This is a genomic window from Acinetobacter sp. ANC 4470, assembly GCF_002135335.1.
GTDB lineage: Bacteria > Pseudomonadota > Gammaproteobacteria > Pseudomonadales > Moraxellaceae > Acinetobacter.
In genome coordinates this window covers 91,933-118,314 of sequence record NZ_NEGC01000008.1, presented here as the reverse complement: position 1 = coordinate 118,314, position 26,382 = coordinate 91,933, and the positions used below count along the sequence as shown (strand labels likewise).

Below are 26,382 nucleotides of genomic sequence, written 5' to 3'. Positions count from 1 at the left end.
GTAGGATCGAACATATATTCTTTAAGGATGGAGTAAAAAAATGTGGGACTTAGGTGTAATTATACTTTCTCTAGGCTGCTGATGTATACAGCCTACAGAGGATTTTCTGTAATTCTCATGGCACCAATTTGTGCTTTGTTAGCAGTAGTGCTAATTAATCCAGCAAATGTTTTACCATTTTATTCAGGCGTATTTATGCCCAAAATGGTTGGTTTTATTAAAGACTATTTCCTTGTATTTTTGCTTGGTGCGATCTTTGGTAAAGTCATTGAAATGTCAGGTATTGCAGAATCCATTGCAAAGACGATTGTTAAGCTCATTGGTTCTAAAAATGCGATGCTTACGGTTGTACTTCTTGGTGCAATTCTTACCTATAGTGGCGTAAGTTTATTTGTGGTTGTATTTGCTGTATACCCATTTGCAAACCAGTTATTTAAACAAGCAGATATCCCTAAGCGGTTGATTCCAGGAACAATTGCATTAGGTGCATTTACTTTTACGATGGATGCGCTTCCAGGGACACCACAAATTCAAAACGTGATCCCAACCACTTTCTTTGGCACAAATATTTATGCCGCACCATTTTTAGGAATTATAGGTGCGATTTTTGTTCTGGCTGTAGGTTTGAGCTATCTTGAATGGCGTCGTCGTGTAGCTGCACGTAATGGCGATGGTTTTGCTTCGGGAATTACATTAACTGCTGCGGAACAACAATTATTAGATAATACTTCTCATGATCTTTCAAATGGTTCTGGCTTACGTCAATTTATGGCATTTGTACCACTGATTTTAGTCGCTGTAACGAATAAATACCTATCGACTGCCATCAAAACTTGGTATCCAAATGGTTTTGATTTTAATGCAATTGGTCTAGCAAATTATACCGTAGATGTTGCTAAGACTTCTGCAATTTGGGCTGTTGGTTTGGCGTTGATTGTTGGAATTATTGCAGCGATATTATTTGATTTTCGCCGAGTCTATAGCAATTTTAAAGAGGGTGTAAATGCGAGTATTGGCGGTTCTTTACTTGCGGTAATGAACACTGCATCTGAATATGGTTTTGGTGCAATTATTGCCGCCTTACCTGGCTTTGCAATTATTAGTCATGCATTGGGGAATACTTTTACCAATCCTTTGGTCAATGGTGCTGTGACCACGACAGTTTTAGCAGGTGTAACAGGCTCCGCTTCTGGAGGTATGAGTATTGCTTTAAGTGCTATGGCTGATCAGTATAACGCTGCAATTCTTGCAATGAATATTCCACCCGAGGTGATGCATCGTATTGTAGCCATGGCTTCAGGGGGGATGGATACCTTACCGCATAATGGCGCTGTAATTACATTACTTGCGGTTACTGGGCTAACGCATAAGCAATCTTATAAAGACATTTTTGCAATTACCATCATTAAAACAGTTGCAGTATTTATTGCGATTGCGGCATTTACATGGTTTGGTATTGTTTAAAAATTGGTGTTTAAAATAGAAAAATGGAGCAAATAATGAGTCAGATTCTGAAAGATAAAGTTGCATTTATTACCGGTTCAGCAAGTGGAATAGGACTTGAAATTGCAAAGAAATTTGCACATGAGGGCGCGAAAGTTGTTATTTCTGACATGAATAGTGATAAATGTGCTGAAACCGTGGCTTTATTAAAAAATGAAGGTTTTGAGGCTTTATCTGCGCCATGTGATGTGACAAATGAGCAGGCGTATAAAGAAGCCATTGAACTGACACAAAAGACTTTTGGTCGTTTGGATATTTTGATTAATAATGCAGGATTTCAATATGTTGCTGCAATTGAAGATTTTCCAACAGAGATTTATCAAAAATTAATTAACGTGATGTTAGTGGGTTCTTTTGTTGGAATTAAACATGTATTTCCAATCATGAAAGCCCAAAAATTTGGTCGTGTGATTAATATGGCTTCGATTAACGGTTTGATTGGTTTTGCGGGTAAAGCAGGTTACAACAGTGCTAAACATGGTGTGATTGGTTTAACCAAAGTAGCCGCTTTAGAATGTGCACGTGATGGAATAACGGTAAATGCCTTATGTCCAGGTTATGTGGATACCCCATTGGTTCGCGGACAAATTTCAGATTTGGCGAAAACCAGAAATGTTAGTGAAAAAAGCGCATTGGAAGATGTGATTTTAGCGATGGTTCCACAAAAACGTTTGCTGAGTGTTGAGGAAATTGCCGATTATGCAATTTTCTTGGCAAGCGATAAAGCAGGCGGGGTTACAGGTCAGGCAGTTGTCATGGATGGTGGTTATACAGTTCAATAAGATGTATTAAGGCGATGTCGTAATTTAAATACACATATCATCAAACATATAATCGATACAAAAATTTTATTTGATAGGTGGCATTTATGCCACCTATCTACAAGTCTAAAGTTTATAAAAATATCAATTTATTTTAAAAATATGGCACTCGGAGCATCCGATATTAATGCTTTGGTCAGAGTATTGCATTAATTTCAATCCCGCTGTGCCAGAGGAATTCAAAAATGAAACACGTGAAAAAAGTTGCTGTTATTGGAACGGGGGTAATTGGAGTCAGTTGGACAGCATTCTTTTTAAATAAGGGATTTCAGGTTAATGCTTTTGATCCCGCACCTGATGCTGAAGTTAATTTAAGAAATAGAGTACAAACTTATTTATTGGATTTAAGCGAACTCAATCAGCAACAAGATGAAAAATTGGTTAAAAATATTGCAGATATTTTAAAAAATTTAAATTTTTTTAAGGATTTAGTTGATGCAGTTAAAGATGCAGATTTTATTCAGGAAAACGGTCCAGAAAGAATTGATTTAAAACAGGACTTATATGTATTAGTTCCGACTTGATCGGACATAGATCTTGAAAAAGAGAAAGTTACCCGTTTTGATAAAGGTGTCGAATCTTAACAAAACAAAGGTAACTTTCTATGATGCATACTAACAATCAAATCATTAAACACAAAGTAGTCTTACTCAATTTAGCTGAAGAGCTTCAAAATGTTTCCAGAGCTTGCAAGGTCATGGGTGTATCAAGAGATACATTCTATCGCTATCAAGAGCTCACTGAATCAGGTGATGTGGATGCTCTGATTAATAAATCTCGGCGTGTCCCTAATTTTAAAAACCGTGTTGATGATCATATCGAACAAGCCATTATCAATTATGCAATTGAATATCCAGCTTATGGGCAACACAGAACAAGTAATGAGCTTCGTAAACAAGGCATATTTGTTTCAGGAAGTGGAGTTCGATCTATCTGGCTTCGCCATGATTTAGAGAACTTTAAAAAGAGGCTTAAGGCTTTAGAAGCTAAAGTTGCTCAAGACGGTATCGTACTGAATGATCAACAAATCTCTGCACTTGAACGCAAGCATGAAGATGATGTTGCATGTGGTGAAATTGAAATGGTACACCTTGGTTATTTAGGTTCTCAGGACACATTCTATGTGGGTCATCTTAAAGGCGTGGGTCGTATCTATCAGCAAACATTTATAGATACCTACAGTAAGGTGGCACATTGCAAACTCTATACAACTAAAACACCAATCACCGCAGTTGATTTATTGAATGATCGTGTACTACCTTTTTATCAATCGCAGGATCTACCGATGCTTCGGATTTTAACAGACAGAGGTACGGAATATTGCGGGAAAGTAGAACATCATGATTATGAACTGTATTTAGCAATCAATGATATTGATCATACAAAGACAAAAGCAGCATCACCCCCAAACTAATGGTATATGTGAACGCTTTCATAAAACGATTTTACAAGAGTTTTATCAAATTACGTTCAGAAAGAAGCTCTATATTTCGTTGGAAGAATTACAAATTGATCTGGACGAATGGTTAAAGTTCTATAATACTGAACGAACTCATCAAGGTAAAAAGTGTAATGGACGAACTCCATTTGAAACCTTACTTGATGGAAAGCGAATTTGGGCTGAGAAGAATTTAGCTCAAATTTAAACTGACAGACACAATAAAAATTGGGTAACTGTCAGATCAGGTTTGAGCTAGTACATTTTTAAATTTGAGTGATACAACTCCAATTCATTTGTATAAACAGTTTAATAAATCCCCGTTAAAGATCATCAAATATTTAAATAAAAGTTTTTACATTATAAAAAATAATGATTATTATTTGCACCATAATTAACACTTATGGTTTAAGGAATAAGAATGCGATTGTCTCACTTTAGTCTTTGCTTGCTGACTACAGCCATTTGCACACAGCTCTATGCAAATGAGGTTACACAATCATCTGAAATAAAAACAACAGATACCAAGCTTCCTACCATTGTAATGACTGCAACGCGTACAGCTAAAAGTATTGCTGAGGTTGCTGGAACAGTTCAAACCATTCGTGGCGAGGAAATTGCTCAACAGGCAGGGGCAGGACGCAAAGTCGCAGATATTTTGGCACAACTTGTACCATCTTTAGCACCAAGTAGTGGGACAACCAGTAATTATGGTCAGACTATGCGTGGGCGGAATGTTTTGATCATGATTGACGGAGTATCGCAAACGGGTTCTCGTGATGTGGCGCGTCAACTCAACAGTATCAGTCCGAATATGATTGATCATATTGAAGTGGTTTCTGGTGCAACCAGTATTTATGGTTCAGGTGCAACAGGCGGGATTATTAATATTATTACCAAGCGTGCAGATAAATCAGAACCTGTAAGCTTTCAAACCAAGTTAGGCATAACTTCTACGGATAATTTCCGTGGTGATAGCTTGGCGTATCAGCTTGGACAAACTGCTTCATTTAGTCATGATAAAATGGATGGTTTTTTAGGTCTGGACTATACTAGCCGAGGTTCTCAGTTCGATGGCAATGGCGATCGTATTTCATTAAGTCCATGGCAAGGTAGTACCATGGATACCGATACCATTGATGTAAATGGTCGTCTAAACTTTAATTTAACTGACCATCAAAGCTTAAGTTTTGGCGCTCAATATTATAAAGATGAACAAGATACAGAATATGGCCCTGACTATTCTTACTTAAAAACAAAAACACAGCCCTCTTATAAAGCGATTAAAGGTTGGAACTTAGATAATCAACCATTTACAGAACGTTATGCTTTTAATACTCAGTATCAAAATCAAGATTTTCTTGGACAAATTTTGAATGTAGAAGCGTATTACCGCAATGAAAAATCTCGCTTTGTACCATATGGTTATTCGGCTGATGGTGTGGACGTGAAACAAAGCCAATCTAATGTTGACTATGCGGGTATTCGCTCTACGGTTCAATCCGATCTTAAAGTTGCAGAACGTGATTTAAAACTGACTTATGGTCTGGATTATGATTGGGAAAAAGATCATCAATGGGCCGAATTCTATAAACCAAGTAATAATGGTTTGGTCTATACCCCGACTGGAGAGAGACAAGGTTCAGGGCCAGACACGAAAATTCAAAATATTGGGACATTTTTACAAGGCGACTATGCTTTAACAGATCGCTTAAATGTTCAAACTGGCGTGCGTTATCAATATGTTCAGGCAGACACAGACAGTTATTTAACGGCACGTAAACCTTATACTTTAATGGCTGCTGATTCGACAGATTCCGATAAATTCTTATTTAATTTAGGTACAGTGTATAAGCTAACTGATGCTCAACAAGTTTATGCTAATTTCTCTCAAGGGTATAGTTATCCGGATGTACAACGTGTACTACGTGATGTCGCAGCCTATACGCTAACAACCTCAGGGATCGCGCCTATTACGGTAAATAGCTATGAATTGGGTTGGCGCTTAAATCAAGATACTGGTTTAAGCTTAGGTTTAACTGGCTTTTATAATACCTCTGATAAAGTAGTACAGTTCAATTCTGATCGATCAGTGAATATTGTGGATGCTGATCAACGTGTTTATGGTGCCGAAGCTAATGTTAGTTATCCATTTATGGAAAATTATAAAGTGGGCGGAACCTTGGGTTATACCCGTGGACAATATAAAGATGTAGCAAATAATTGGCATGAACTCAATGCCTTTGCTGTTTCTCCAATGAAGGGAACCCTGTTCGCTGAGTGGAATAACGATGAAGGCTATGGTGTCCGCGCACAAATGCAAGCCATTCAAGGCACAGATAAAGCCTATAAAGATGACCAAAAATTAACAGCAGCAGGCTTAAAAGACAGTAATAGCGCAGCAGAGATTAAAGGCTATACCACCATGGATGTATTGGCTCATTTCCCTATGGCTAAAGGGCGTGTAGATTTTGGTGTTTATAATGTTTGGGGTAATCAATATAAAACGGTATTTGCACAACAAGCAGCAGTGACGAATGCAAATTCGTTATTGGCTATTCCAGCAGAAGGGCGTACTTTTGCATTGAGTTATACGATTAATTATTAATCTCTGCTATAAAGTATCCGTAAATTCTGCGGATACTTTTAAATTTTGGGTCTGTACTAGATTAGCAAAGTGTTAATCTATGAAAATAACCCCAACCAATTGTAAATTAAATAAAAAATACAGCTAAGGTTGCTCGAGTTTTTTGTACTCGGTGTAACAGCTAAAGCTGCCGCAGATGTATTAGAAATACATCCCAATTCTGCTGCTCTCTTTTTCACTAAAATTCGAAAAATTATTTCCTATTATTGAGCACAAGATGCTTTAGAAATCTTTGATGTTGAAGTTGAACTGGATGAAAGCTATTTCGGTGGAGCTCGTAAAGGAAAACGTGGTCGAGGTGCAGCAGGTAAAATCATTGTATTTGGTTTGCTAAAACGCAACGATAAGGTCTATACCATTATTGTTCCTGATACAAAGGCAAGCACCTTAATGTTTGTAATATCAAAGAAAATCACTCCTGACAGCATTGTTTATACAGATCGTTGGCATAGCTATAATGTTTTAGATGTGCGGTTTTTTGTCATCATCGAATCAATTATTCAAGCCATTTTGCAGAATGGTCAAAATCATATAAATGGAATTGAGAATTTTTAGAATTAAGCGAAAAGAACGCTTAGGAAATACAACGGAATTCCTAAAAATTCTTTCTACTGGAGATGATGCTAAGTAGAATAAATTACTGAATTTAGTGTTTATTTACAATTTTTAAATACTGATAAAATATTAGCTAGTTAGAATGTTTATTACTTCATAGACCATATTTTTCAGGAAGTTAATCACTTCCTGAACTTGTTTTAAGGAAAGCTAAAATGTTTTCTACCTATATTCATGCTTTTGCCTTATTTTTTGCCTTATTGAATCCTTTTTTAATGAGTGTTTATATGATTGGGTTTATTCGTCATACAGAGACTCATGTTTTTAATAAAGGATTAATTCAAGGGGCTTTAATTGCTTACATCGTTTTTATGCTATTTGCATGGGGAGGCGAAGCTATTTTTAGTACATATTTGAATGTACGTTTTGAGTCATTTCAAATATTTGGTGGGCTAATCTTTCTAGTGATAGGTTATCGTTTTGTTTTTCAGGGAGCTGATACTATTGGAGAAATGAGAGGTGCGCCAGAACATTTAGCTGGCACAATTGCTATGCCTTTCATGATTGGTCCTGGAACAATTAGTGCTGCTGTTGTTACTGGAATGAATTTGTCAATTGGTGAAGCTGCTCTTGTTATTTTTTTAACTCTTTTATTAACATGTACTATTTTGATTATTATGAAATTTTCACATGATCATCTACGTGATAAACATTCTAAATATATAGATCGTTACTTTGATATCGTAGGTCGTTTATCTGCTTTATTAATAGGTACGATTGCGATAGACATGATTGTCACAGGTATAATTGCATTAATTGAGAAAAATTAAGATTATTTAATAGAGCTAAATATTTTATGTAACTCTATTATTATAAATTGATTTCTGGAGTATATTTTGACTGTGTCATTGGGACATTCTTTCAAGAAAGTAGGTCTCCGACAATCTCGGTACGGTTCATTATGGATGGACACCATAAACAGTATGATCCAGCCTTCCCAAAACAAACTCATTTAACAGTGGGGCGTGTTGGCTGGTCAGCTTGGGAAATCAATCATAAACTAGCTGATCGAAAATAAGTTGGGAGCTTCGGCTCCCTAATGAGGGAATTATACACACTTTGTATTTACAAGATATTTATTCTGCGCTTTATCCAGCATGTACTTAAATATAATATAAATCAATATTGCGGCTGAAATATTTAGATAAAGGTTTGCCATATACAATTATATTTTGGATATTTTGCAATAATCCTCATTTGTGAGGTCTTGTAAATTAAAGCGTAATATTTTTAATCTCAAAAAAACGATATGTTTACTTATTACTAGGTCTGCAAATGATGAATGCTCCAGTCGCTTTAACACCTGAGTTATTAACCCAATTGACAGCTATTGTCGGTGAAAACCGCATTAAAACTGATGCGGATAGCCTCCAGAATTGGGGTCGAGACCACACTAAACATTTCGATCCAAATCCATCGGTTATCGTTTTTCCATCGAGCACAGAACAAGTGCAAGCGATTGTAAAATTGGCGAATCAATTTGATGTTGCGATTACCCCATCAGGTGGTCGTACGGGTTTATCTGCGGGTGCTGTGGCAGCCAATGGTGAAATTGTCGTTAGCATGGACAAAATGAACCAAATTCTTGAGTTCTTCCCTGCAGACCGTATGGTACGTGTACAAGCGGGTGTGGTGACTGAACAATTGCAAAACTATGCTGAACAACAGGGGCTGTATTATCCGGTTGATTTTGCATCTTCGGGTTCGTCACAAATTGGCGGCAACATTGGTACTAATGCTGGCGGTATTAAAGTCATTAAATACGGCATGACGCGTAACTGGGTACTGGGTTTAACCGTCGTGACGGGTAAAGGCGATGTACTACGCTTGAACAAAGGCATGATTAAAAATGCCACAGGTTATGCATTACAACATTTATTTATTGGTGGTGAAGGCACTTTAGGTTTAGTGACTGAAGCTGAAATGAAGCTGGAACGTCAACCGCATGATTTACAAGTAATGGTCTTGGGTATCCCTGATTTTGATTCGATCATGCCTGTACTTCATGCCTTCCAAAACAAAATTGATTTAACTGCATTTGAATTCTTTGGTGAATTGGCGATGCAGAAAGTGTTGGATCATGGTCATGTACAACGTCCGTTTGAAACAGCTTGTCCTTTCTATATCTTGCTTGAGTTTGAAGCACCGTATGAACCCATTATGGATGCGGCAATGGAAATCTTTGAGCATTGCATGGAACAAGGTTGGGTACTGGATGGTGTGATGAGCCAAAACCTAGATCAAGTCCATAGCTTATGGCGTTTGCGTGAAGACATTTCTGAATCAATCGCACCATTTACCCCATACAAAAATGACATTTCGGTGTTAATTACCCATGTTCCTGCATTCATTAAAGAAATTGATGCAATTGTAGAAGCGAATTATCCAGATTTTGATATTTGTTGGTTCGGTCACATTGGTGACGGTAACTTGCACTTAAATATCTTAAAACCTGCGGATTTAAGTAAAGATGAATTCTTTGCTAAGTGTCAGGTAGTGAATAAATACGTATTTGAAACCGTGAAAAAATATGATGGTTCAATTTCTGCGGAACATGGCGTGGGTATGACTAAAAAGCCATATCTTGGCTACACGCGTTCTAAAGAAGAAATTGAATACATGAAAGCATTGAAACAAGTATTTGACCCGAAAGGCATTATGAATCCAGGTAAGTTATTTGATTTATAAGGCTGTTATACGGATAACTACATAAAGCTAATCGTGTAAAAAATGAAGGCATGGCATCATGGGTGCGATGCCTTTTTTGTTTTGGGGAATATAATGATGATTCGTTTATTTTCAGTTTCTGCTTTGTGTTTAGCGGTACTTTCTGGTTGTGCAACGACTGAAAAATTAGCCAGTAAAGTCAGTTTTACTGGTTCAGATATGCCAATGCAACAGGTGTTAAAAGCACAACCTGATTTGGTCAAAAATCAAAATAGTCTTTCGATTCGTCAGGTATTTAATCGCGTAGAATCTCCAACGGCTGCACAAATTGCAGTGATTGAGTCAAATTTAATGGATGATTCTGTCAGTGCGATTCGTACTGATTATGTTTTTAAGCGTGTGGAAGATGATTGGAAATTACAGGAAACGAAGAAGAGTTATCAATGTGCACGTGGGAAGAATAAAGTTTTTCAAACTGCGGTGTGCTCATAATAAATATTTGATTTTGCTTGAAAGTTAAACAGTAAAGCCTCATAAAAAGCGTATCAGATTTGGTACGTTTTTTAGTTTTGGGGAAATAATAACAATGAATATTTTAATTGTGGGTAATGGTTTTGATTTGTCGCATTACTTGCCGACGAAATATGACCATTTTATGATGGCGATGGGTACGATTGAAAAGTGGGATATTGCTAATGGTGAAATGAGTTTTGATGATTTATTTGGCTCACTCTATGAAAAAGAAGACTATTTTTTTGGTTATACCAAAGCAATGTATGACACAGATCAAATTAAAATTTCAGTAGAACAAGTTATAAAGTTAAAAAAGAAATTAGAAAAAAATGTTTGGTATCAATATTTTTTCGATCATGTAAAAGAAATAAAAACATGGATTGATTTCGAGCAAAAAATAAATGAAGCACTTATTTTGGTAGGTAATTTTTTAAATGAAATAGAAGAAAAATTTAAATTATATGGAAAGTTTAACTACGGATTAAAAATATTAGAGAAAAGTAACTTTAATGAAAAAAGTGAATGTTATTACATTACAAAATTAAAAATTGATTTATTAGAAACATTGAAGATATGTATTTCTAACCAAAAATTTGGGGAAATAATAAGTGCTGGTTTGACAGACTTGAGAAAATCTTTTATAGATGAATCTTGGTATAAGATTGATAAAAAAGAAGAGTATGGATTCTCATCTGACCAATATCTGGGCTTTCTTTATAAAGAATTGGATAGTTTGATTAAGCTCTTTAATGATTATTTAGTTTTGGTCATTAATGAATTAGAGATAACTAAAAATATCCAATCTCCAATTGATGAAGTCGAGCAAATTTATTCTTTTAATTACACAAAAACTTTTCAAAGGTTATATGCTGAAAAACAAAAAATCAATTATCTACATGGTCGACTTGGTGAAGACCAAAATATAGTATTAGGAATTTCTAATTTGACTTCTCAATTACTGATTGATCAAAAAGCTTATGGATTTACTAAATATCATCAAAAACTATTGAAAAATACAGATTACAGTTTTCTACATGATATTAAGGAAAAATTATTTAATTTATACAGCCGAAAAGAAAAGTTTATATATGCTTATAACTCAGCCGAGCATATGAAAATTAGATCTTTAGCAGAAACACAAAAATTATTTAAAAAGATTGAGGATATTAATCGAAGTTTAGCTAATTTGAATGGAAAAATTATAATTTGGGGACATTCATTAGATCGTTCAGATATTAATTATATTAAGGAGATTTTTGAATTAAATCAGCTTGAAAAAAATTTTGAAATAGTCATATATTATTATAATTCTCAAACCAAGTTTGAACTTTTGGCGAACCTTTTAAATATCTTGGAGCAAGAAAAAGTCGAAATATGGATGAAAAAAGGTTGGCTTAAATTTGAATCAAATCCTAATATTGTTGAATTAAATAATATTAAACCTGTTGAATTACCAAAAATTGCAAAAGCTTAATTTCTTTCTTTAGATTGTCTCTGCTAAACTATAAGGACAGAGCCAACAAAACGTACTTGGCTCTGTGATAAAACATCACAATTATTTATTTTTATCTACTCAGACACCTTGTGAAAACGGTGTTTTAAATCGCTTATTTTCAAGCGTATTTTTCCAACTCAATTTCTAAAAACTCAGTGCTTGTCATTGGGCTGACGCTTATCTCCCTAAAAATAGTGTTTAGCTCCACAAGCCTATAACGATATGTAGAAAACAATGCAAAAGGTTAAAACCACAACGTTAAGCCGTGCCACGCTTATGTTTCCATTGGCATTGGTATTATTTGAATTTTCCGTCTATATCGGTAACGACTTAGTCCAACCCGCTATGCTTTCCATTACCAAAGAGTTTGGTGTGAGTAGCAGTTGGGCACCCTCGTCTATGTCATTTTATTTACTTGGTGGAGCATGTGTTGCATGGCTACTGGGACCATTGTCTGACCGCATCGGACGAAAAAAAGTTCTACTGGCAGGTGTATTGTTTTTTGTCGTGTGTTGCTTACTCATTTTACTGACACAGAATATTGAAAGCTTTTTAGCACTGCGCTTTTTACAAGGCATAGGCTTAACAGTTATTTCTGCTGTCGGTTATGCCGCAATTCAAGAAACCTTTGAAGAACGTGATGCCATTAAAGTCATGGCACTTATGGCGAATATTTCGCTGCTTGCGCCATTACTGGGGCCTGTGGTGGGGGCATTTTTGATTGATCATGTGTCATGGCATTGGGGTTTTATTGGTATCGCATTTTTGGCATTTTTAAGTTGGTTTGGTTTAAAAGCCAAAATGCCCGATACCAAAGTAAGCATTCCAAAACAGCCGCTGAGCTATATTTTAGATGACTTTAAACAAGTTTATAAAAACAAACGCTTTTTAGGCATGACTTTGGCATTGCCGATGGTCAGTATGCCTTTAATGCTGTGGATTGCGCTGTCACCCGTGATGTTGATAGAAGAATTAGGTTTTAGTAGCATGCAATATGGCTTGGCACAATTTCCAGTGCTGGGTGGCTTAATTCTAGGCAATATTGTGCTGATTAAAATTATCGATAAATTGGTTTTGGGTAAGTCAGTGTTGATTGGTTTACCTATTATGTTGTTGGGAGCCTTGGTTTTAGTTGCAGGGGTAATTTGGCAGGATTATCTGGTCTGGTGCTTAATTGCAGGAATGACGCTACTGAGCTTTGGTGAAGGCATTAGTTTTTCTGTACTTTACCGTTTTGCTCTCATGTCATCGGAAGTATCAAAAGGAACTGTGGCAGCAGCAGTATCGATGCTGTTGATGTTTAGCTTCTTCTTTATTATTGAATTGGTTCGTGTGTTGTATGAACAATTTCATTTAATCGCTTATAGCGTGTCATGTTTTGTCTTGATTGCACTGTGGTTTACTTTCCCTCGAGCAATACTGAAACAAGTGCTGCTGGAACGTAAACAGAGCGGCATTTTTTAAATGGCATTGACCTGATGAGTTCCTCTCCTTCAAAAATGGAGGAGAGGGCGCATGAATTTAAAGATAGGGAAATATTTTTTTATTCACTGATGGGTTGTTCAAAGGTCTTTAATTTTCGATCAAAAATAAAAGGTCCAAATGGTAAAATAGCGGCAGCCAGACCCATTAAAAAAATAGTAAGCGACCATTTCTGTTTTTCGCAAACGGTAAATAAAACAATTAGAAAGAGAATGAAAAGTACGCCGTGCCCCATACCGACATATTTTACTAAAACTGGATTATCGAATATATATTTCATCGGCATAGCGATGAATAAAAGCAGGAGGAAGGAAAGACCTTCCAAAAGACCGACAACACGTAAAGTTTGGATATTCATGGTCATACTTAAATCAATGAGAATGAATGTTGAGTGTACTCAATATTGAAACATGGGTGAATGAAAATAATAAATATATTTACTATTTATATCAGGTGTTTATAACCAACGATTTAACTCGGATTATTTTATTTCCTGTAGAAACAATGCAGTTCTTAACTTTAATAATTCAGGCAAAGTTTCCAATAATAAACTGATCTGTTTTAGTACCAATAATAAGTCTTCAGATAAATTTTCTTGTTCGCTTATTTGCTTAATTTCTTGCAACTTAGCTTGAACTTGATCTTCTGCTAAAGGCTGTTGTTGTAATAGTGCTGAGAATAAAGTGTCTTTGCACCAGAGCATTAAATCGAGTACTTGCGTATCTTGTACCTGTTCACGGTGGCTGCCCAAAGCCGAGACATAACTCAATTGACTGTGGCTATAGACCAAATAGCGAAATGCAGAATGAATCAGTGCTTGGTTTGGGTTCGGTTCGGTACTTAAACTGGAAATCATGCTCGACAGTTCAATTTGTGCATTATGGGCTGAACGACGTGCTTTACGATAATCAATACCGTTATTTTTACCCGATTGGTATTGTTGAACCACAGCATCGAAATAGTCCAAAGTAGCCTGATTACTTTTTTTGATGGTGTTGGAAATATCACGAAAATTCCAATCGGGCCAAATAAAACTGACTGCAAACCATGCAATGAAACAGCCTAAAAGAGTATCGATCATCCGTGGCAAAATAATGGCATAGCCTGTACCTTTTAAGTTGAAAATCAGTAACACCATGAGCGTTGCCATCAGGGTCGCCATGGCATATTTTTTCGAACGTAAATAGAAAAAACACACGCCAAAAATAATGGTCAGTACCAATTGTCCTTCAATACTGGGCACAAAATATAAAACTGGAATGCCTAAAATAACGCCTAAAACTGTGCCTAAAGTGCGCAGTTTTAGGCGGCTTTTGGTGGCAAAATAACTGATCTGACAGACAAAGAGACTGGTGAGTAAAATCCAATAACCATGTTTGGCAAAGGGCAGTAATGAAATGGCATAACCGACTGCAAAAACAAAGCCGATACGGACAGCATGGCGAAATAGGGCAGACTTCGGGGTTAGATGTTGCGTAAGTTTGAGCCATAAATCTGGAATATCATGGATATCATCATCCAATAGATTTAAGTTGTCCTGATGCTGAAAATAGTTTTGACGATAATTATTCTGTTCACGACTTAGATTGATAAATTGTTCCTGAATTTTTTTTAAATTGCGCAAAATCAGCAGCAGGTTTTTTACTTCTAAATTGTGTGGGTTTTCTGCAATCCATAATTGGATAGACTGTTCTAAGTTGGTAATCGCAATATCTGTTTGTGGGTCAGATTGATAGGTCTGATGGTTGAGAATGTTTTGCGCCAGTTTTTGACAGGATAAAGCATGTAGTTTTACATTTTTTTGAATGCGAAAAATTAAGTCGGTGCGGCTAAAATTTTGATGAATTTTTTCATAATGCAAATAATTGGATGTCGCTTGTTCATGAATGTCTTGTGCTAAAAAATATAAATTGAGCCAGTAAATGGTATTTTTGTTGGCACGAGAGGCTTTTAAACGGGTGAGTAAAGAGCCTTTGGTTATATTTAAGCTTTGTACCACAAGGCTATTTTTAAGTGAAAGTTGGTAAAGGAAGGGTTCAATATTATCGGTATTGTCTGGGTCAAAGAGATGAGCTTTGGTCAGCAGTAAGTCTGCAATTGCATTAAAATTGGCAGCCAAATTGTCTTGTAGTGCTTGAGTGGGTTTGAGTAAATAAAAGATGATTGAGGTTAAGCCATACCACAGCGCACCCATCACAAAATAGCTGGGTTGTTGAGACCATTCGCTATATTCACCCAGTCCAAACATAGTGTAAATAGACAGTAAAATGGTACCAAAAGAAATGGTCGCATAACGCTGTCCCAATGCCCCCATTAAAATAAAAGCAGCACTGGATAGCGATAAATACAGAATAAAAAGCAGTTTATAGGGGGCGAGAAATTCAAGAATGCTACTGACGCCAAAAAACAAGATGCAGACATAAAGCAAATTGCGTAAGCGAATACTCAAGCGATCATCAAAATCGGTCAGAGCCGTCGCAATCGCGCTTAAAGTGATCGGCACAATTAAGGATTCATAACCTAAAAACAGCAGGCCGAGTGTCGTTCCCGTGAGAACAATAAAAATTTGCAAGCAATAGATTAAAATGGAATTAGATTTAAAGCGTTGTAGGAGGTCTTTTAGGTTATTCACGATTTTTCTAAAGAGTCATTATTATGCAGATAGCGTGAGCTTTTTTAACGGTGCTGTCAATTTATGATCTTGCTCATTGCTTAATGGAACGTTGTCATAAGCAAGCCAATTGAACAAAAAAAAAGCAGGTCTGGAGCCTGCTTTTTTATCTTGCTGGGGATAAGTTAGTATTTATCCACAATAAAGATTATTGAATCAGACCACAAGCAATACGCTCTCCACCACCACCTAGTGGTTTAGGTTGATCTGAGTAGTTATCGCCACCTGCATGTATCATTACGGCTAAACCATGAATATCTGCCATTTTTAAGCGTGGTGCAATTAAGCTGGTTTTCGCTTGACCTTGAGCATTGACATTTAATACGGGTAAATCACCGAGATGACCTTGGAGAGGTGTGCCATGGTGGGAAGCTTGATTGGGATTAAAATGCCCACCAGCGGCAATGGCTGCGCCCATTTTCCCATCTTTTTCGGCAGGGTCACATGAACCTTTTTCATGAATATGAAAACCGTGAGGACCAGATGGTAATTCAGATAAGTTGGTGTTAATCACTAAACCTGCTGGACTGTCTTTAAATTGAATGCTGCCAATTGCGCGACCGACACCCTGAGCAGATACCGCATGAACGGTTACCCGATGTTCGCTGCTTGGTGATGACATTGGCGTGTTTACGCAACCAGCCATTGCAAGACCAGTCATGGCACAGAGCATTGTAAATTTGAACAATGAAGAAGACATTGAATTGCATCCTTTTCTTTTATGATGACTTTGATCATTCAAGCAAGGTATGAGACACAATTCAATGTTAATTAAGTATTTGAATGTATGAGTTTCTTAAACTTTTGGCTTAATTCTCATCCTTACTGGGTGGTTTTTCTTCATCGTCAATATCATAGGCCAGTGTCGATTTTGGCATCATGAGGGCATTAAAATCATTGGTTTCATGTAGCCATTCACGCCAAATTGCCAACAAGACTGCAAGAATAACTGGACCAATAAATAAGCCGACCAGACCAAAACTGGCAATACCACCTAATACACCGAACATAATCAGTAAAAATGGAATTTGTGTGGCACCTGAAATCACCAATGGACGGATCACATTATCCGAGGTGCTGACAATACAGACTCCCCATACCATGACGCCAATTGCCTCAATCGTTTGACCTTGCGAGAACAACCATAAAGAGACAGCTCCATAAGCCAGCGGAGTTCCAAATGGAATTAATGCGAATATGAATGTCACAATGGTGAGTACCATTGGGTTGGGTACATCTACGACAAAATAACTTAAACCCGCTAATGCTGCTTGGGCAACTGCGGTTAATCCCACGCCATAAACAACAGCACGTGTGGTTTCAGAAATGGTGTCTAAATAATGATGGATACGTGGACCAATGATCATTTCCAAGGCTTTACTGACTTGATTGAGAATGGTTTGACCATCGCGGTAGAAAAAGAATAATGACAATACTGCAAAACACAGCTTAACGATGTTTTTACCAATTTCATTTAAAACGAAACGACCGTAATTGAGATGACTTTGAATCCATGTTGAAACCGTTTGCACAATACTGTTCGGGTCGGTATTGATGTCATGCAAAGTTCGGCTAATTTCCTTACCAATAAAGGGTAGGTCACGAATAAATTGCGGTACATTGAGATGACCAGAGAAAACCTGTTTTTGCAATTCATAATATAAATTCCGACCTTCATGTTGCAGCATAAAAATACCGAAGGTCAGTGGAATACCAATCAGCAAAATGATCAGGCTGATCATAATTGTCGCACTGAGTGTGGCACGTGAGCCGCACCAGCGATGAATGGATTGATACAATGGCCACGTCATATAGGCAATAATGGCTGCCCAAAGTACAGGCACAATAAAATATTTGAGAACATTAAAACTCAAAAACAGGAGGATAAAGAACAATCCAAAGAGTAATACTTTTTGTAATGTTGGCGCGTACTGTTGCACTGTATTCCCTGATTTGTTTCTAAGGTTTATGCCATCTTAACTGAAAAAAAAGAGATCGAAAATGAAAGCCGAGTAAGTTCTAGTGAATAATGAAGAAACTCATTGGTTTTATTAGGGTGATGTTCGAACCTTTTAATCGGCTAAAACCACTTGGTCGGGTCATCAATAATGGCATTTAAGACCGGTTGCCACTGATTTTGCATGCTTAAATAATTTTTCTGCGTTTTATCAAACACCGTTAAGCCGTGCATTGCCAACTGGCCATAAGCCGTTCGTTCCGAAATCCAAGCCACAGGTTGTTGTTCAACTTTGTTGAAAAAATCTTGAATATCTTTAGCACTGGCGCTGTTAGCTTTGACACGATTGGCTAAAAGTAAAATTTGCACTTTGCCTTTACGAATACGTTTAATGTCTTGTAAATGTTTTAAGAAACGACGCGTACTGTCGATATCAAAAAATGAGGGTTGTAAAGGAGTAATGATGGTGTGGGCTTCACTGATCAGCTGTTCGGCATGATCCCCTGAAAGCGCACCAGGTGCATCAATAATGAGATACTCTATATTGGTCGGTGCATCACCAATGGATTTTCCTTGACGCCAGTCTAGGTCTTGAATAGAGGCTGCATCTTTAGGGCGCTGTTTGAGCCATTGTAAAGTCGATTTTTGGTTGTCTGCATCGGCAAGTGCGACCCGATAACCCTTTTGTGCTAAAGCGGCAGCGAGATTAATCGCGGTCATGGTTTTCCCACATCCACCCTTTTGATTGGCAATTAAGATTGTTTTCATGACCCTGACGATTTTATTCTGCTCGACCCTAGCATATCATTGTTTGATGCCATGAATATGACACATGACAAAAGTCTTTAAAATTCATGTGATAGTACTTTTTTGAATTAGGAAAAAATAATGTCCATTTGGATGGCAATGCTGATTGGTGCATGTATTGGGGTAGTTTTAACCACCCTGATTTTAAGTAATACCCGTAACGGACGGGTAAAAGCAGAGTATGAGCAGTACATTGCTGAATTGGAATTGGAACATCAACAGGCTTTAATTAGTGCGCAAAAGCGTAGTGTTAATACCAGTCGTGCGGTATTAAAAGGAAAAATGGCAGAGCAACTGGCACCTATCATGCCAGAGTTTCAATACTTACCCAGCGATGCCAAATTCTTAGGTGATCCTATCGATTATGTGGTGTTTGATGGTTATAGCGACTTCCGTGATGGTGAAGGTCGGGCAGAGGACATCGAAGTGGTACTGATTGATATCAAAAGTGGTGGTGCACGATTGACTAAAGGGCAACAAGCGATTGCTCAAGCGATTGCTCAAGGTCGAGTGCGTTTTGAAACGATTCGCATCGACTTTGATGATTAACCCGAGATTGCTGGTTGAATGAATAAGCTTATCATTACTTTCGTGATATTCGCCTTGATGATCTGGATTTGGTCATCTTACTTTCGTGCCATTCCGCATTTACAACAAGTCGGTGTATTGAAAAATTTTCAGCTTAAACATCTGGATGATTTTTCAGGTGAATATGTATTGCTAGAGAAACGCTATTACAGTCCAGCAAGACGATCTTTTCATCCAGCATCACCTGTGGTGGGAAGTTTTAATGATCTGGCTTATGTCAGTAATATTGACTTGTTATTGGGAACTGGAAAATTAAGCGATACACTGAACTTAAAACAGGTCGAATTTGAGCAAGAACAACGCTGTTATCGCTTCAAAATCAAATCAACAACCAGTTTAAGTGCAGAGGATATTTACGCCAACAGTCTAAATGTCAGTGTTATTGCCAATAGCGAGCGTGTAGCAGATCAATTACGCCAGCTTCGCACTGGACAAAGAATTTACTTAACTGGGGACTGGGTTAAGGTCAATTCAATTGCTACAAAGCACTTTTTTAGCGTCGGTCAAAAAATTCCAGTAAATCATCAAAACTGCGCTATTTTACGTGTACATTCACTTCGTATTTTAAAATAGTTTTACTGAGCTTGTCTTTGAGCACGGGCAAAAAACATACGCTGTGCAAGCTTGGGAACACCTTCAGCAGCAAAATAATGCTGCTCTTTAAAATTAAAATGAGCATCTCGTAATGCCTGTTCAATATTACGGTTGAGATGACAACCATCGGCAAGGCGTTTTTGAATGGGCGTGAGTAAGCTTTGTAAATGCTTAAGTTTTGTATTGTCTTGATATTGCACATGTTCGAGCAGATGCAAAGTCCCACTAGGCTTTAGTACCCGATGCATTTCACTTAATGCTTGCTCTACATTTTCAATGCTACATAAGGTCCATGTCGTGACAATATGATCAATACTGGCATCGGAAAAAGGTAGTTTTTCTGCATAGGCTTGCACGTGTTGGACATGAATCGCACTTTCATGGATACGTTTTGCAGCGAGTTGATAAAGATCTACATTGGGTTCTAGTGCATATAGCGTGGCAACGTTTTGATAAAATGGCAGATTAACACCTGTGCCAAAGCCAATTTCTAACACCTCACCCGCAATAGGGAGCAACAGTTGTCGACGCTGATCCATGAGACTTGGTGTGTGCATGACTTGATTGAGTAAATGCGGGAAAATATGTTGTTGGTAAAATTTATAAATCATAGTTCTCTTGATTTTTCTTTATCGATGTTGAGCTTAATGGCTATTCTGATCCAATCATAAGACAAAAAAGTGACTGAATATATCTCTATTGTTACTAAGTCGATATGGTTATTTTAGTTTCATCGCTTAAGATAAAAAATTAGAAGATAGAAATTCGTTTTGAGGTATAGAGATGACTAGGCAATTATTACTCAGTATTTTACTTGCAACCACCATGTTGCGCGTGAGTGCCAGCGCATCATCTGTCGATCATAATATTTCTAAAGGTCTGATGCCTGTATCCAAAGAACAGTCGATTAAAATGCTGCAACCCTTTAAAGGGGATTTTCGTATTTTAGGATCGAAAATTTATGCCCACGATGAGCAAGCAAAGTTTTCGCCTATTGATTATGCGGTCAGTTGGGGGTTATTTGCTGAACCTGAAATTGCACGCCATATTTCGGTTAACCAATATGACCGTTATCTGAATTGGAAAATTGATCGTTTGCCTGTGCCCAAAGAGCAAGCGATGCAGATGGTGTCGAATATGCATATCATTCCTGCAAACCCAAATATTGCGCAGCAAATTAAAAATGTAAAACGTGGTGATTTAGTCCGTTTAAAGGGCGATTTGGTTGAAATTAAAGATAAAGATTTGGTCTGGACGTCATCTTTAACCCCAACAGATACAGGGGACGGTGCATGTGAACTATTTCGTGTCAGTTCAATTGAGTGGATTGAAAAAGTACAAGGTTAATTTTTGAAAAGAATGCAAAAAGCCCTCTTTATTAAAGAGTAAAGCCAGTCAGTTAAGAAACTGACTGGCTTTTTTATTTTAAATTCATGATGTTATTCGATACACGGAAACGTCATCCGCAACTGTTCGAGGCAAAACCATTTTAAAAAGGTAAGGTTTCTGCGATTAATCAATCAATAAAAGGTATTTGGCGAGTTTTGCGGATGACAAGTGCCTTTGATTACTTTGGGCTTATCCAAAGTAATAGATGAGCTCCAAGTATTTGATTTAAAAAATATAAGACTCCGTCGTGAATAACTAGAAAGCTAAGGACTTTATTTCTAAAACCCTTGACTGACTGGCATTACTCTATTAAAGAGAGCTTTTTAGATAAGAAACTTATTTGGCAGCTAAAGCTTCGCCTTCAAATTGGATGCCATCCCAACTGTTTAACATAAACTGGCGAATATTTTGATGGTCAGTTGCTTCTGGTGTCGCTAAAACTGCGGCGTAATGTTCTGCAAATAAACTTAAGGTTTGCGCTTGATCCAAACCATTGAGCTGAGCAAAAGAAAAAACTTTTGCACTGCCTTGGTTTTCAGTCGCGGCATTGGCCTGTTGGCCATTTTTAAATGCAGTTGGAGTGTGGTTATAACGCGCGTCAATATAAGCAATGACATCGGCAAATTTCGCTTCACCTGTTTGAAGTTGCGCTAATAAATCTTGAACCATCATTTTTTAATCCATAGAAAGAGTGAATTTAATGGCGAGACTATAGCAATTTTTAGCTATTTTACTCAGTATTATTTCTTTGTAAAACCTGTAGATTCATGCAAAAGTAATGGCTGAATCTGGACAGGGTTGTGTTATAGGCAGCCAATATTGGGTGAAATAAATGAGTTGGTTATGGGTGGCTATGGGCGGCGCTATTGGTGCAAGTTTACGTTATGGCGTAGGGGTGTTTTTAGTTAAACCGACAAATTTGTTCCCATGGAGTACATGGTGGATCAATATTGTGGGCTGTTTACTTACAGGTATCTTTTTTGCTTATAGTCAAAAATTCCCCATCTTGCAAAATGAAGCACGCCTATTTTTAATGGTGGGTATTTTAGGTGGCTTTACTACATTTTCCAGTTTTGGTTTAGAGACATTTCAGCTGTTAAAACAGGGTCAACCGATACTCGCCATGTTCTATGTAATATCAAGTGTGATCATCGGGGTGATGGTTTTGGCATTGGGTTTTTATCTCTTTCAAGCGCTATTAGCTAGTAAATAAAACCCAAATTAAACATTCATTTGGGTTCTGTCCGTATTTTATGGGCGAGGCGGAACGAATTCATCAAATAAGTCGTTTAGATTGTCATGCATTTTTAAATGAATCATATTCCAATAATGACCCGATACTGTGCGATTAACCATGAGTGTTTCTGCTGAAGGTTTAAATACATCCCAATATTTTAATGAGGGTTTGAGCAGTTCAACTCCATCATGATGTGCTGAATTTTCTGCAAAATCATACATGGTGGTCAATGGGCGCATAAGAACTTCTAACCATTGATTATATAATTCAGTTGGAAACTTTCCTTGTACTGAAATGGCATGTAACGCATCTAATTGTTGTTCCATTTCGACAATATTACCTTCACGAGCAGACTGTATTAACTGTTTAAAATGCTGCACCGTTACACTGGATAATGTTTTGACTCCACCGTAATCATAAATAATCACATAGCCATCTTCACGAAAGGCAAAATTGCCTGGATGTGGGTCGCAATGGAAGCGTTTGAGATAAAAAATCTCTTGTCCAATGGCGCGAAATAAACGACGTCCAAGTTCATTTCGGGTTGCTTGCGACCATGTACTCGCCGTTTCAATACTTTCACCTTGTTCTAAGCTCAAGGTTAAAACATGGCGTGAGGAATAGTCTTTATACACTTGTGGAATAATAATTTTGCTGTCTAAGCTTTGGTGGAACGTACGCGCGACTTTTAGATTTTGTGCTTCAATTTCATAGTTTAATTCATTGTCTAAGCTTTCTTGAATTTCTTTGAACAGTTGATCTTGTAGTTTACGATCGACTTTCAGTACGCCCATTAAACGTAATGCCAAACGGACTTGTTTGAGATCACTTTCGCAGGCTTCATCAACACCCGGATATTGTACTTTCACTACAACCTGTTGACTATTTGGCAGTAGGGCTTTATGCACTTGACCAATGGATGCTGCGGCAAAAGGTTGCTCATCAAAGCTTTTAAAAATTTGATGCAGTGGCTTGCCGAGTTCTTTTTCAACTTGTGCTTTAATTTCCGCAAAAGGCATGGCAGGGGCTTGGCGCTGTAATTTGGCAATGGCACGGGCAACTTCGGGTGGGAAGACATCTTTATATTGTGAGGCAATTTGCCCGACTTTCATCACTGCTCCTTTCATTTCGCCAAGGGTGTCAGCAATTTGTAGACCAATATCTTGAAAAAGTTGGCTGCGTGAAGCATTTTTTTGTTCTTCATCGGCATTAAAATTTTTGATCGAGTTAGAAACTGTTTTAGTTGCGATGCTCGCCGTCATACTGGCAAGTTTCATAAAGCGACGACCGGGTGTGCTAGCCGTTTTTGCCATGCGATATTCCTCAAGGTCATCATAGATATGTTTGATTGATCATAGGCGACAAAGTTAAAAACACCTACTTTAAATTGTTAAGCATTTGTTTGTGTCTGAATATTTTGAGCTTTATTGGGGGGGATTTTTTGTGGGAAAATATTCAGTTTTGCTATATAGATGAAAGTGACTCATCTCAATATACAGATATAAAGAAATGCTCAAATCTAAGTGAATAAATATTTTAAAATTTGATACGCGGTAAAGTTCATGATCAATTATCTAACATCATTAATGAACTCACATCCTCATTTTAATTACATAACTTAGATCACTTTGCGCAGGAACTAATGACACTTTTGTTTGGGAAAAATAAGAAGTGGAGCTTCGCAAGGAAACCACCGTTGGGCTGAGGAATATCCATGTCCCTCAGCCCAACGGTGGCTCCCTGCCACCTACTTGATGGTTAATCACGGAGGGAAGAGTAAATGTGATAAGTTTTTTTAGTTTAGGAATGATGACTTAAGCGCTGATTATTCATATACAAACGTGTCAGTAACAACACACAAGCAATACTTAAACCGACAATTAGTCCGACCCAAACTCCTGCTGCGCCCATTTCGGTAAAACGGGCCAAATAAATCCCAACAGGGAAGGCAATGACCCAATACGCGAGCATAGTGATCCACATTGGACCTTTGGTGTCCTGCATACCGCGTAAACAACCTGCGGCACTGACTTGCCATGCATCCATCAATTGATATGCAATTGCAAATAAAATCAGATACATCGCGACTTTAGCTACGTCATAATCTGAAGTATAAATGGCCACAATTTCAGCGCGGAACAACCACATCAATGCCATGGTGATAAAGGCAAAAACAGTTCCAGTAGCGAGACCCAGATACTGTACTTTACGCATCGCCAGCCAGTTATGTTCGCCATAATACGTTCCAACACGAATGGTGAGTGCAATCGCCAGTGACATTGGAATCATAAACAGTTGCGAAGTGACTGAAATGGCAATCTGATGTGCAGCGATAATGGTTTCACCCAAAGGACTTAAAACAATTGCTGCAGTACTAAAAATACTGACTTCAAAGAAAATGGCTAAGCCAATGGGTAAACCGAGGGCTAAAATTCGTTTGACCCAATAAGGATCTAATTTTTCCCACAGCGCAAAAGGCTGGGTTTTTTGATAACGGTCTGCTTTGAGTATATAAATGGCTAAAGCAAAGAACATCAACCATTGTAAAATTGCGGTGGCAAAACCAGAGCCTGCACTGCCTAAATGTGGAATAGGACCAATGCCATACATAAAAATAAAGTTTAAAGGAATTAATAGCACCAGAGCAATTAAGCTAATTGCGGTGACGGGGCGTGGATAACCCAAGGCTTCTGAATAGCCTCTTAATGCCGCATACATGGTTACAGCAGGCATACCAAAACCAATCGCATGTAAAAATAAACTGGCTTTAGGCAATAAATTTTCAGGAACGCCTAAAATTGGCAGCAGCAAAGGCATGAGCTGTAAAATCAGCCCTGCAATGACCCCTAAAATCAAAGCAACCCACAAAGACTGACGGGCAATGGTGGCAATTTTTTCGGGGGTACGTGCACCATTGGCTGCGGCAACTAATGGCGTGGTTGCAATCATGATGCCACTAAACAGCAACATGATTGGAATCCATAAACCCACACCAACGGCAATAGCAGCAAGATCTTGTGCAGATAAATGTCCCGCCATAATCGTATCAATCAGACCAAAACCTGCTTGGGCAAATTGTGTGATCAAGATTGGAATCATAAGGTGGAAGAGTTGTTTTAACTCAAAACGAGTGGTCGTAGTAGATGTAGCATTTAACAAAAAAATTACTCATTTTATTAGGGTCTGTGGACATTTCAGCCATGCATTGCGTTATTCACTAAAACAACTCAAACAAGGCATGAAATGCAGACAATGGTAATCCCCTTGCCAAGTTTCATAACGAGGTTTGGGGAAGTTTTAGTGATAACCCTACGGGACAGGGACATTTTTTCCGCTACTGCGTTATGTTTTACTCATTTAGAATGACTAAATTTCGTAAAACATGCCCTGTACCGTCTAAACATCTTGCGCCGTGTACGGCTCATGTCGCAAGCATCTGTGACATGTCCACAGGCCCTATGTGCTTAGAATGAAGTGTTAGCGTTGTAAAGTGAGAAGCACACCAATAAAAATCACGACGCTACCTAAAAGACGTTGCCAGTTAATGGATGTTTGTTCTGTACCGAGTAAACCAAAATGATCCAAGAACATCGAAGTGATGATTTGTCCAAAAATAATTAACCCTGCAAAGGTCAAAAAACCAAGTTTGGGTGCGGTATAAATACTGATGCTAATCGCATAGACACCTAAAAATCCGCCAATCCATAAAAACCAAGGCAGTTGAGCCAACATTGTAAAAGTTGGTTTATCTACGTTTTGAAAAAACACCAACACGGCAAGCACTATTGTACCAACCAAAAAGGATAAAAGCGCGGCTTGCAGAGGGGAATGTAAATATTCTCTTAATTGGCTATTAATTGCCGTTTGAAAAGTCATAGCAATACCAATCCCCATTGCTAGGGGCAGCAACAACAATAGCTGAGTCGATATTTTCATCATATGCGTGATCTAATTATTC

General features: G+C 37.7%; 23 protein-coding genes and 3 pseudogenes. 16 read left to right on the top strand and 10 right to left on the bottom strand.

What is annotated here, in order from left to right; all coding sequences use genetic code 11:
* Nucleotides 1-40 precede the first annotated feature (40 nt).
* The 12 genes and pseudogenes from B9T25_RS12270 (at nucleotide 41) to B9T25_RS12215 (ending at nucleotide 13,163) form a co-directional block, all read left to right on the top strand.
* Nucleotides 41-1,464, top strand: a pseudogene (locus B9T25_RS12270) (GntP family permease).
* 35 nt (nucleotides 1,465-1,499) lie between these two features.
* The gene (locus tag B9T25_RS12265) at nucleotides 1,500-2,285 is read left to right on the top strand and encodes a 3-hydroxybutyrate dehydrogenase (RefSeq protein WP_086188695.1); all 786 of its coding nucleotides are present in this window, start codon (nucleotides 1,500-1,502) and stop codon (nucleotides 2,283-2,285) included.
* 224 nt (nucleotides 2,286-2,509) lie between these two features.
* A complete protein-coding gene (locus B9T25_RS12260; RefSeq protein WP_086188694.1) occupies nucleotides 2,510-2,848 on the top strand; it encodes a 3-hydroxyacyl-CoA dehydrogenase NAD-binding domain-containing protein in 339 nt (112 codons plus the stop codon).
* Nucleotides 2,849-2,928: 80 nt separating this feature from the next.
* A pseudogene (locus B9T25_RS12255) lies at nucleotides 2,929-3,970 on the top strand (IS481 family transposase).
* Nucleotides 3,971-4,183: 213 nt separating this feature from the next.
* Entirely contained in the window at nucleotides 4,184-6,370 is a 2,187-nt protein-coding gene (locus B9T25_RS12250; protein WP_086188693.1) for a TonB-dependent receptor, read from the top strand.
* A gap of 267 nt (nucleotides 6,371-6,637) precedes the next feature.
* Nucleotides 6,638-6,964 carry an IS1595 family transposase gene (locus tag B9T25_RS14890; RefSeq protein WP_086188692.1) on the top strand — a complete coding sequence of 109 codons (327 nt, stop codon included), beginning with the start codon at nucleotides 6,638-6,640 and terminating at the stop codon, nucleotides 6,962-6,964.
* 215 nt (nucleotides 6,965-7,179) lie between these two features.
* Nucleotides 7,180-7,794, top strand: coding sequence for a MarC family protein (locus tag B9T25_RS12240; RefSeq protein ID WP_086188691.1), 615 nt, complete (start codon nucleotides 7,180-7,182; stop codon nucleotides 7,792-7,794).
* A 128-nt stretch (nucleotides 7,795-7,922) separates the two neighbouring features.
* A pseudogene (locus B9T25_RS14810) lies at nucleotides 7,923-8,042 on the top strand (AlpA family transcriptional regulator); the annotation flags it as partial.
* A gap of 260 nt (nucleotides 8,043-8,302) precedes the next feature.
* Entirely contained in the window at nucleotides 8,303-9,712 is a 1,410-nt protein-coding gene (locus B9T25_RS12230; protein WP_086188707.1) for an FAD-binding oxidoreductase, read from the top strand.
* Between the two features lie 96 nt (nucleotides 9,713-9,808).
* The gene (locus B9T25_RS12225; RefSeq protein ID WP_086188706.1) at nucleotides 9,809-10,183 is read left to right on the top strand and encodes a hypothetical protein; all 375 of its coding nucleotides are present in this window, start codon (nucleotides 9,809-9,811) and stop codon (nucleotides 10,181-10,183) included.
* A 94-nt stretch (nucleotides 10,184-10,277) separates the two neighbouring features.
* Nucleotides 10,278-11,678 (top strand): AbiH family protein, encoded by a 1,401-nt coding sequence (locus B9T25_RS12220; RefSeq protein ID WP_086188689.1) that lies wholly within the window; start codon nucleotides 10,278-10,280, stop codon nucleotides 11,676-11,678.
* 255 nt (nucleotides 11,679-11,933) lie between these two features.
* Nucleotides 11,934-13,163, top strand: coding sequence for an MFS transporter (locus B9T25_RS12215; protein ID WP_086188688.1), 1,230 nt, complete (start codon nucleotides 11,934-11,936; stop codon nucleotides 13,161-13,163).
* Nucleotides 13,164-13,242: 79 nt separating this feature from the next.
* Here the strand turns inward: B9T25_RS12215 and B9T25_RS12210 are convergent, their stop codons facing one another.
* From B9T25_RS12210 to B9T25_RS12190, 5 genes are all read right to left on the bottom strand, one after another.
* The gene (locus B9T25_RS12210) at nucleotides 13,243-13,539 is read right to left on the bottom strand and encodes a DUF3817 domain-containing protein (protein ID WP_086188705.1); all 297 of its coding nucleotides are present in this window, start codon (nucleotides 13,537-13,539) and stop codon (nucleotides 13,243-13,245) included.
* 123 nt (nucleotides 13,540-13,662) lie between these two features.
* On the bottom strand, nucleotides 13,663-15,813 hold the full coding sequence (yccS, locus tag B9T25_RS12205) for a YccS family putative transporter (RefSeq protein ID WP_086188687.1): 2,151 nt from the start codon (nucleotides 15,811-15,813) through the stop codon (nucleotides 13,663-13,665).
* 187 nt (nucleotides 15,814-16,000) lie between these two features.
* The gene (gene sodC, locus B9T25_RS12200) at nucleotides 16,001-16,552 is read right to left on the bottom strand and encodes a superoxide dismutase family protein (protein ID WP_086188686.1); all 552 of its coding nucleotides are present in this window, start codon (nucleotides 16,550-16,552) and stop codon (nucleotides 16,001-16,003) included.
* Nucleotides 16,553-16,661: 109 nt separating this feature from the next.
* On the bottom strand, nucleotides 16,662-17,792 hold the full coding sequence (locus B9T25_RS12195) for an AI-2E family transporter (RefSeq protein WP_171262778.1): 1,131 nt from the start codon (nucleotides 17,790-17,792) through the stop codon (nucleotides 16,662-16,664).
* A gap of 140 nt (nucleotides 17,793-17,932) precedes the next feature.
* Complete coding sequence (locus B9T25_RS12190) at nucleotides 17,933-18,577, bottom strand: ParA family protein (RefSeq protein WP_086188684.1); 645 nt, start codon at nucleotides 18,575-18,577, stop codon at nucleotides 17,933-17,935.
* 120 nt (nucleotides 18,578-18,697) lie between these two features.
* On the opposite strand from B9T25_RS12190, the gene B9T25_RS12185 reads away from it, so the two are divergent.
* Together B9T25_RS12185 and B9T25_RS12180 are read left to right on the top strand one after the other, a co-directional pair.
* Nucleotides 18,698-19,165: a Holliday junction resolvase-like protein gene (locus B9T25_RS12185; protein WP_086188683.1), complete on the top strand. Its 468-nt coding sequence runs from the start codon at nucleotides 18,698-18,700 to the stop codon at nucleotides 19,163-19,165.
* Between the two features lie 18 nt (nucleotides 19,166-19,183).
* Nucleotides 19,184-19,777: a hypothetical protein gene (locus B9T25_RS12180; protein WP_086188682.1), complete on the top strand. Its 594-nt coding sequence runs from the start codon at nucleotides 19,184-19,186 to the stop codon at nucleotides 19,775-19,777.
* 2 nt (nucleotides 19,778-19,779) lie between these two features.
* Here the strand turns inward: B9T25_RS12180 and B9T25_RS12175 are convergent, their stop codons facing one another.
* Nucleotides 19,780-20,409: a class I SAM-dependent methyltransferase gene (locus tag B9T25_RS12175; RefSeq protein ID WP_086188681.1), complete on the bottom strand. Its 630-nt coding sequence runs from the start codon at nucleotides 20,407-20,409 to the stop codon at nucleotides 19,780-19,782.
* Between the two features lie 172 nt (nucleotides 20,410-20,581).
* Between B9T25_RS12175 and B9T25_RS12170 the strand changes: the two genes are divergently transcribed.
* Complete coding sequence (locus tag B9T25_RS12170; protein WP_086188680.1) at nucleotides 20,582-21,145, top strand: hypothetical protein; 564 nt, start codon at nucleotides 20,582-20,584, stop codon at nucleotides 21,143-21,145.
* Nucleotides 21,146-21,523: 378 nt separating this feature from the next.
* On the opposite strand, the gene B9T25_RS12165 is transcribed toward B9T25_RS12170, so the two are convergent.
* Nucleotides 21,524-21,856 carry a HopJ type III effector protein gene (locus B9T25_RS12165; RefSeq protein WP_086188704.1) on the bottom strand — a complete coding sequence of 111 codons (333 nt, stop codon included), beginning with the start codon at nucleotides 21,854-21,856 and terminating at the stop codon, nucleotides 21,524-21,526.
* Nucleotides 21,857-22,019: 163 nt separating this feature from the next.
* Between B9T25_RS12165 and crcB the strand changes: the two genes are divergently transcribed.
* The gene (gene crcB, locus B9T25_RS12160) at nucleotides 22,020-22,400 is read left to right on the top strand and encodes a fluoride efflux transporter CrcB (RefSeq protein ID WP_086188679.1); all 381 of its coding nucleotides are present in this window, start codon (nucleotides 22,020-22,022) and stop codon (nucleotides 22,398-22,400) included.
* A 38-nt stretch (nucleotides 22,401-22,438) separates the two neighbouring features.
* Here crcB and B9T25_RS12155 read toward each other — a convergent pair whose 3' ends face one another.
* From B9T25_RS12155 to B9T25_RS12145, 3 genes are all read right to left on the bottom strand, one after another.
* Nucleotides 22,439-23,737: an ABC1 kinase family protein gene (locus tag B9T25_RS12155; RefSeq protein WP_086188678.1), complete on the bottom strand. Its 1,299-nt coding sequence runs from the start codon at nucleotides 23,735-23,737 to the stop codon at nucleotides 22,439-22,441.
* A 487-nt stretch (nucleotides 23,738-24,224) separates the two neighbouring features.
* Complete coding sequence (locus tag B9T25_RS12150; protein WP_086188703.1) at nucleotides 24,225-25,523, bottom strand: MATE family efflux transporter; 1,299 nt, start codon at nucleotides 25,521-25,523, stop codon at nucleotides 24,225-24,227.
* A 378-nt stretch (nucleotides 25,524-25,901) separates the two neighbouring features.
* Complete coding sequence (locus tag B9T25_RS12145; protein WP_086188677.1) at nucleotides 25,902-26,363, bottom strand: DMT family transporter; 462 nt, start codon at nucleotides 26,361-26,363, stop codon at nucleotides 25,902-25,904.
* Nucleotides 26,364-26,382: the final 19 nt, after the last annotated feature.

Excerpts from the sequence above, each read along its gene's own strand:
- B9T25_RS12265 (WP_086188695.1), top strand. The coding sequence starts at position 1,500 with ATGAGTCAGATTCTGAAAGATAAAGTTGCATTTATTACCGGTTCAGCA.
- B9T25_RS12260 (WP_086188694.1), top strand. The coding sequence starts at position 2,510 with ATGAAACACGTGAAAAAAGTTGCTGTTATTGGAACGGGGGTAATTGGA.
- B9T25_RS12250 (WP_086188693.1), top strand. The coding sequence starts at position 4,184 with ATGCGATTGTCTCACTTTAGTCTTTGCTTGCTGACTACAGCCATTTGC.
- B9T25_RS12240 (WP_086188691.1), top strand. The coding sequence starts at position 7,180 with ATGTTTTCTACCTATATTCATGCTTTTGCCTTATTTTTTGCCTTATTG.
- B9T25_RS12230 (WP_086188707.1), top strand. The coding sequence starts at position 8,303 with ATGAATGCTCCAGTCGCTTTAACACCTGAGTTATTAACCCAATTGACA.
- B9T25_RS12225 (WP_086188706.1), top strand. The coding sequence starts at position 9,809 with ATGATTCGTTTATTTTCAGTTTCTGCTTTGTGTTTAGCGGTACTTTCT.
- B9T25_RS12220 (WP_086188689.1), top strand. The coding sequence starts at position 10,278 with ATGAATATTTTAATTGTGGGTAATGGTTTTGATTTGTCGCATTACTTG.
- B9T25_RS12215 (WP_086188688.1), top strand. The coding sequence starts at position 11,934 with ATGCAAAAGGTTAAAACCACAACGTTAAGCCGTGCCACGCTTATGTTT.
- B9T25_RS12210 (WP_086188705.1), bottom strand. The coding sequence starts at position 13,539 with ATGAATATCCAAACTTTACGTGTTGTCGGTCTTTTGGAAGGTCTTTCC.
- sodC (WP_086188686.1), bottom strand. The coding sequence starts at position 16,552 with ATGTCTTCTTCATTGTTCAAATTTACAATGCTCTGTGCCATGACTGGT.
- B9T25_RS12190 (WP_086188684.1), bottom strand. The coding sequence starts at position 18,577 with ATGAAAACAATCTTAATTGCCAATCAAAAGGGTGGATGTGGGAAAACC.
- B9T25_RS12185 (WP_086188683.1), top strand. The coding sequence starts at position 18,698 with ATGTCCATTTGGATGGCAATGCTGATTGGTGCATGTATTGGGGTAGTT.
- B9T25_RS12180 (WP_086188682.1), top strand. The coding sequence starts at position 19,184 with ATGAATAAGCTTATCATTACTTTCGTGATATTCGCCTTGATGATCTGG.
- B9T25_RS12175 (WP_086188681.1), bottom strand. The coding sequence starts at position 20,409 with ATGATTTATAAATTTTACCAACAACATATTTTCCCGCATTTACTCAAT.
- B9T25_RS12170 (WP_086188680.1), top strand. The coding sequence starts at position 20,582 with ATGACTAGGCAATTATTACTCAGTATTTTACTTGCAACCACCATGTTG.
- B9T25_RS12165 (WP_086188704.1), bottom strand. The coding sequence starts at position 21,856 with ATGGTTCAAGATTTATTAGCGCAACTTCAAACAGGTGAAGCGAAATTT.
- crcB (WP_086188679.1), top strand. The coding sequence starts at position 22,020 with ATGAGTTGGTTATGGGTGGCTATGGGCGGCGCTATTGGTGCAAGTTTA.
- B9T25_RS12155 (WP_086188678.1), bottom strand. The coding sequence starts at position 23,737 with ATGGCAAAAACGGCTAGCACACCCGGTCGTCGCTTTATGAAACTTGCC.
- B9T25_RS12150 (WP_086188703.1), bottom strand. The coding sequence starts at position 25,523 with ATGATTCCAATCTTGATCACACAATTTGCCCAAGCAGGTTTTGGTCTG.
- B9T25_RS12145 (WP_086188677.1), bottom strand. The coding sequence starts at position 26,363 with ATGATGAAAATATCGACTCAGCTATTGTTGTTGCTGCCCCTAGCAATG.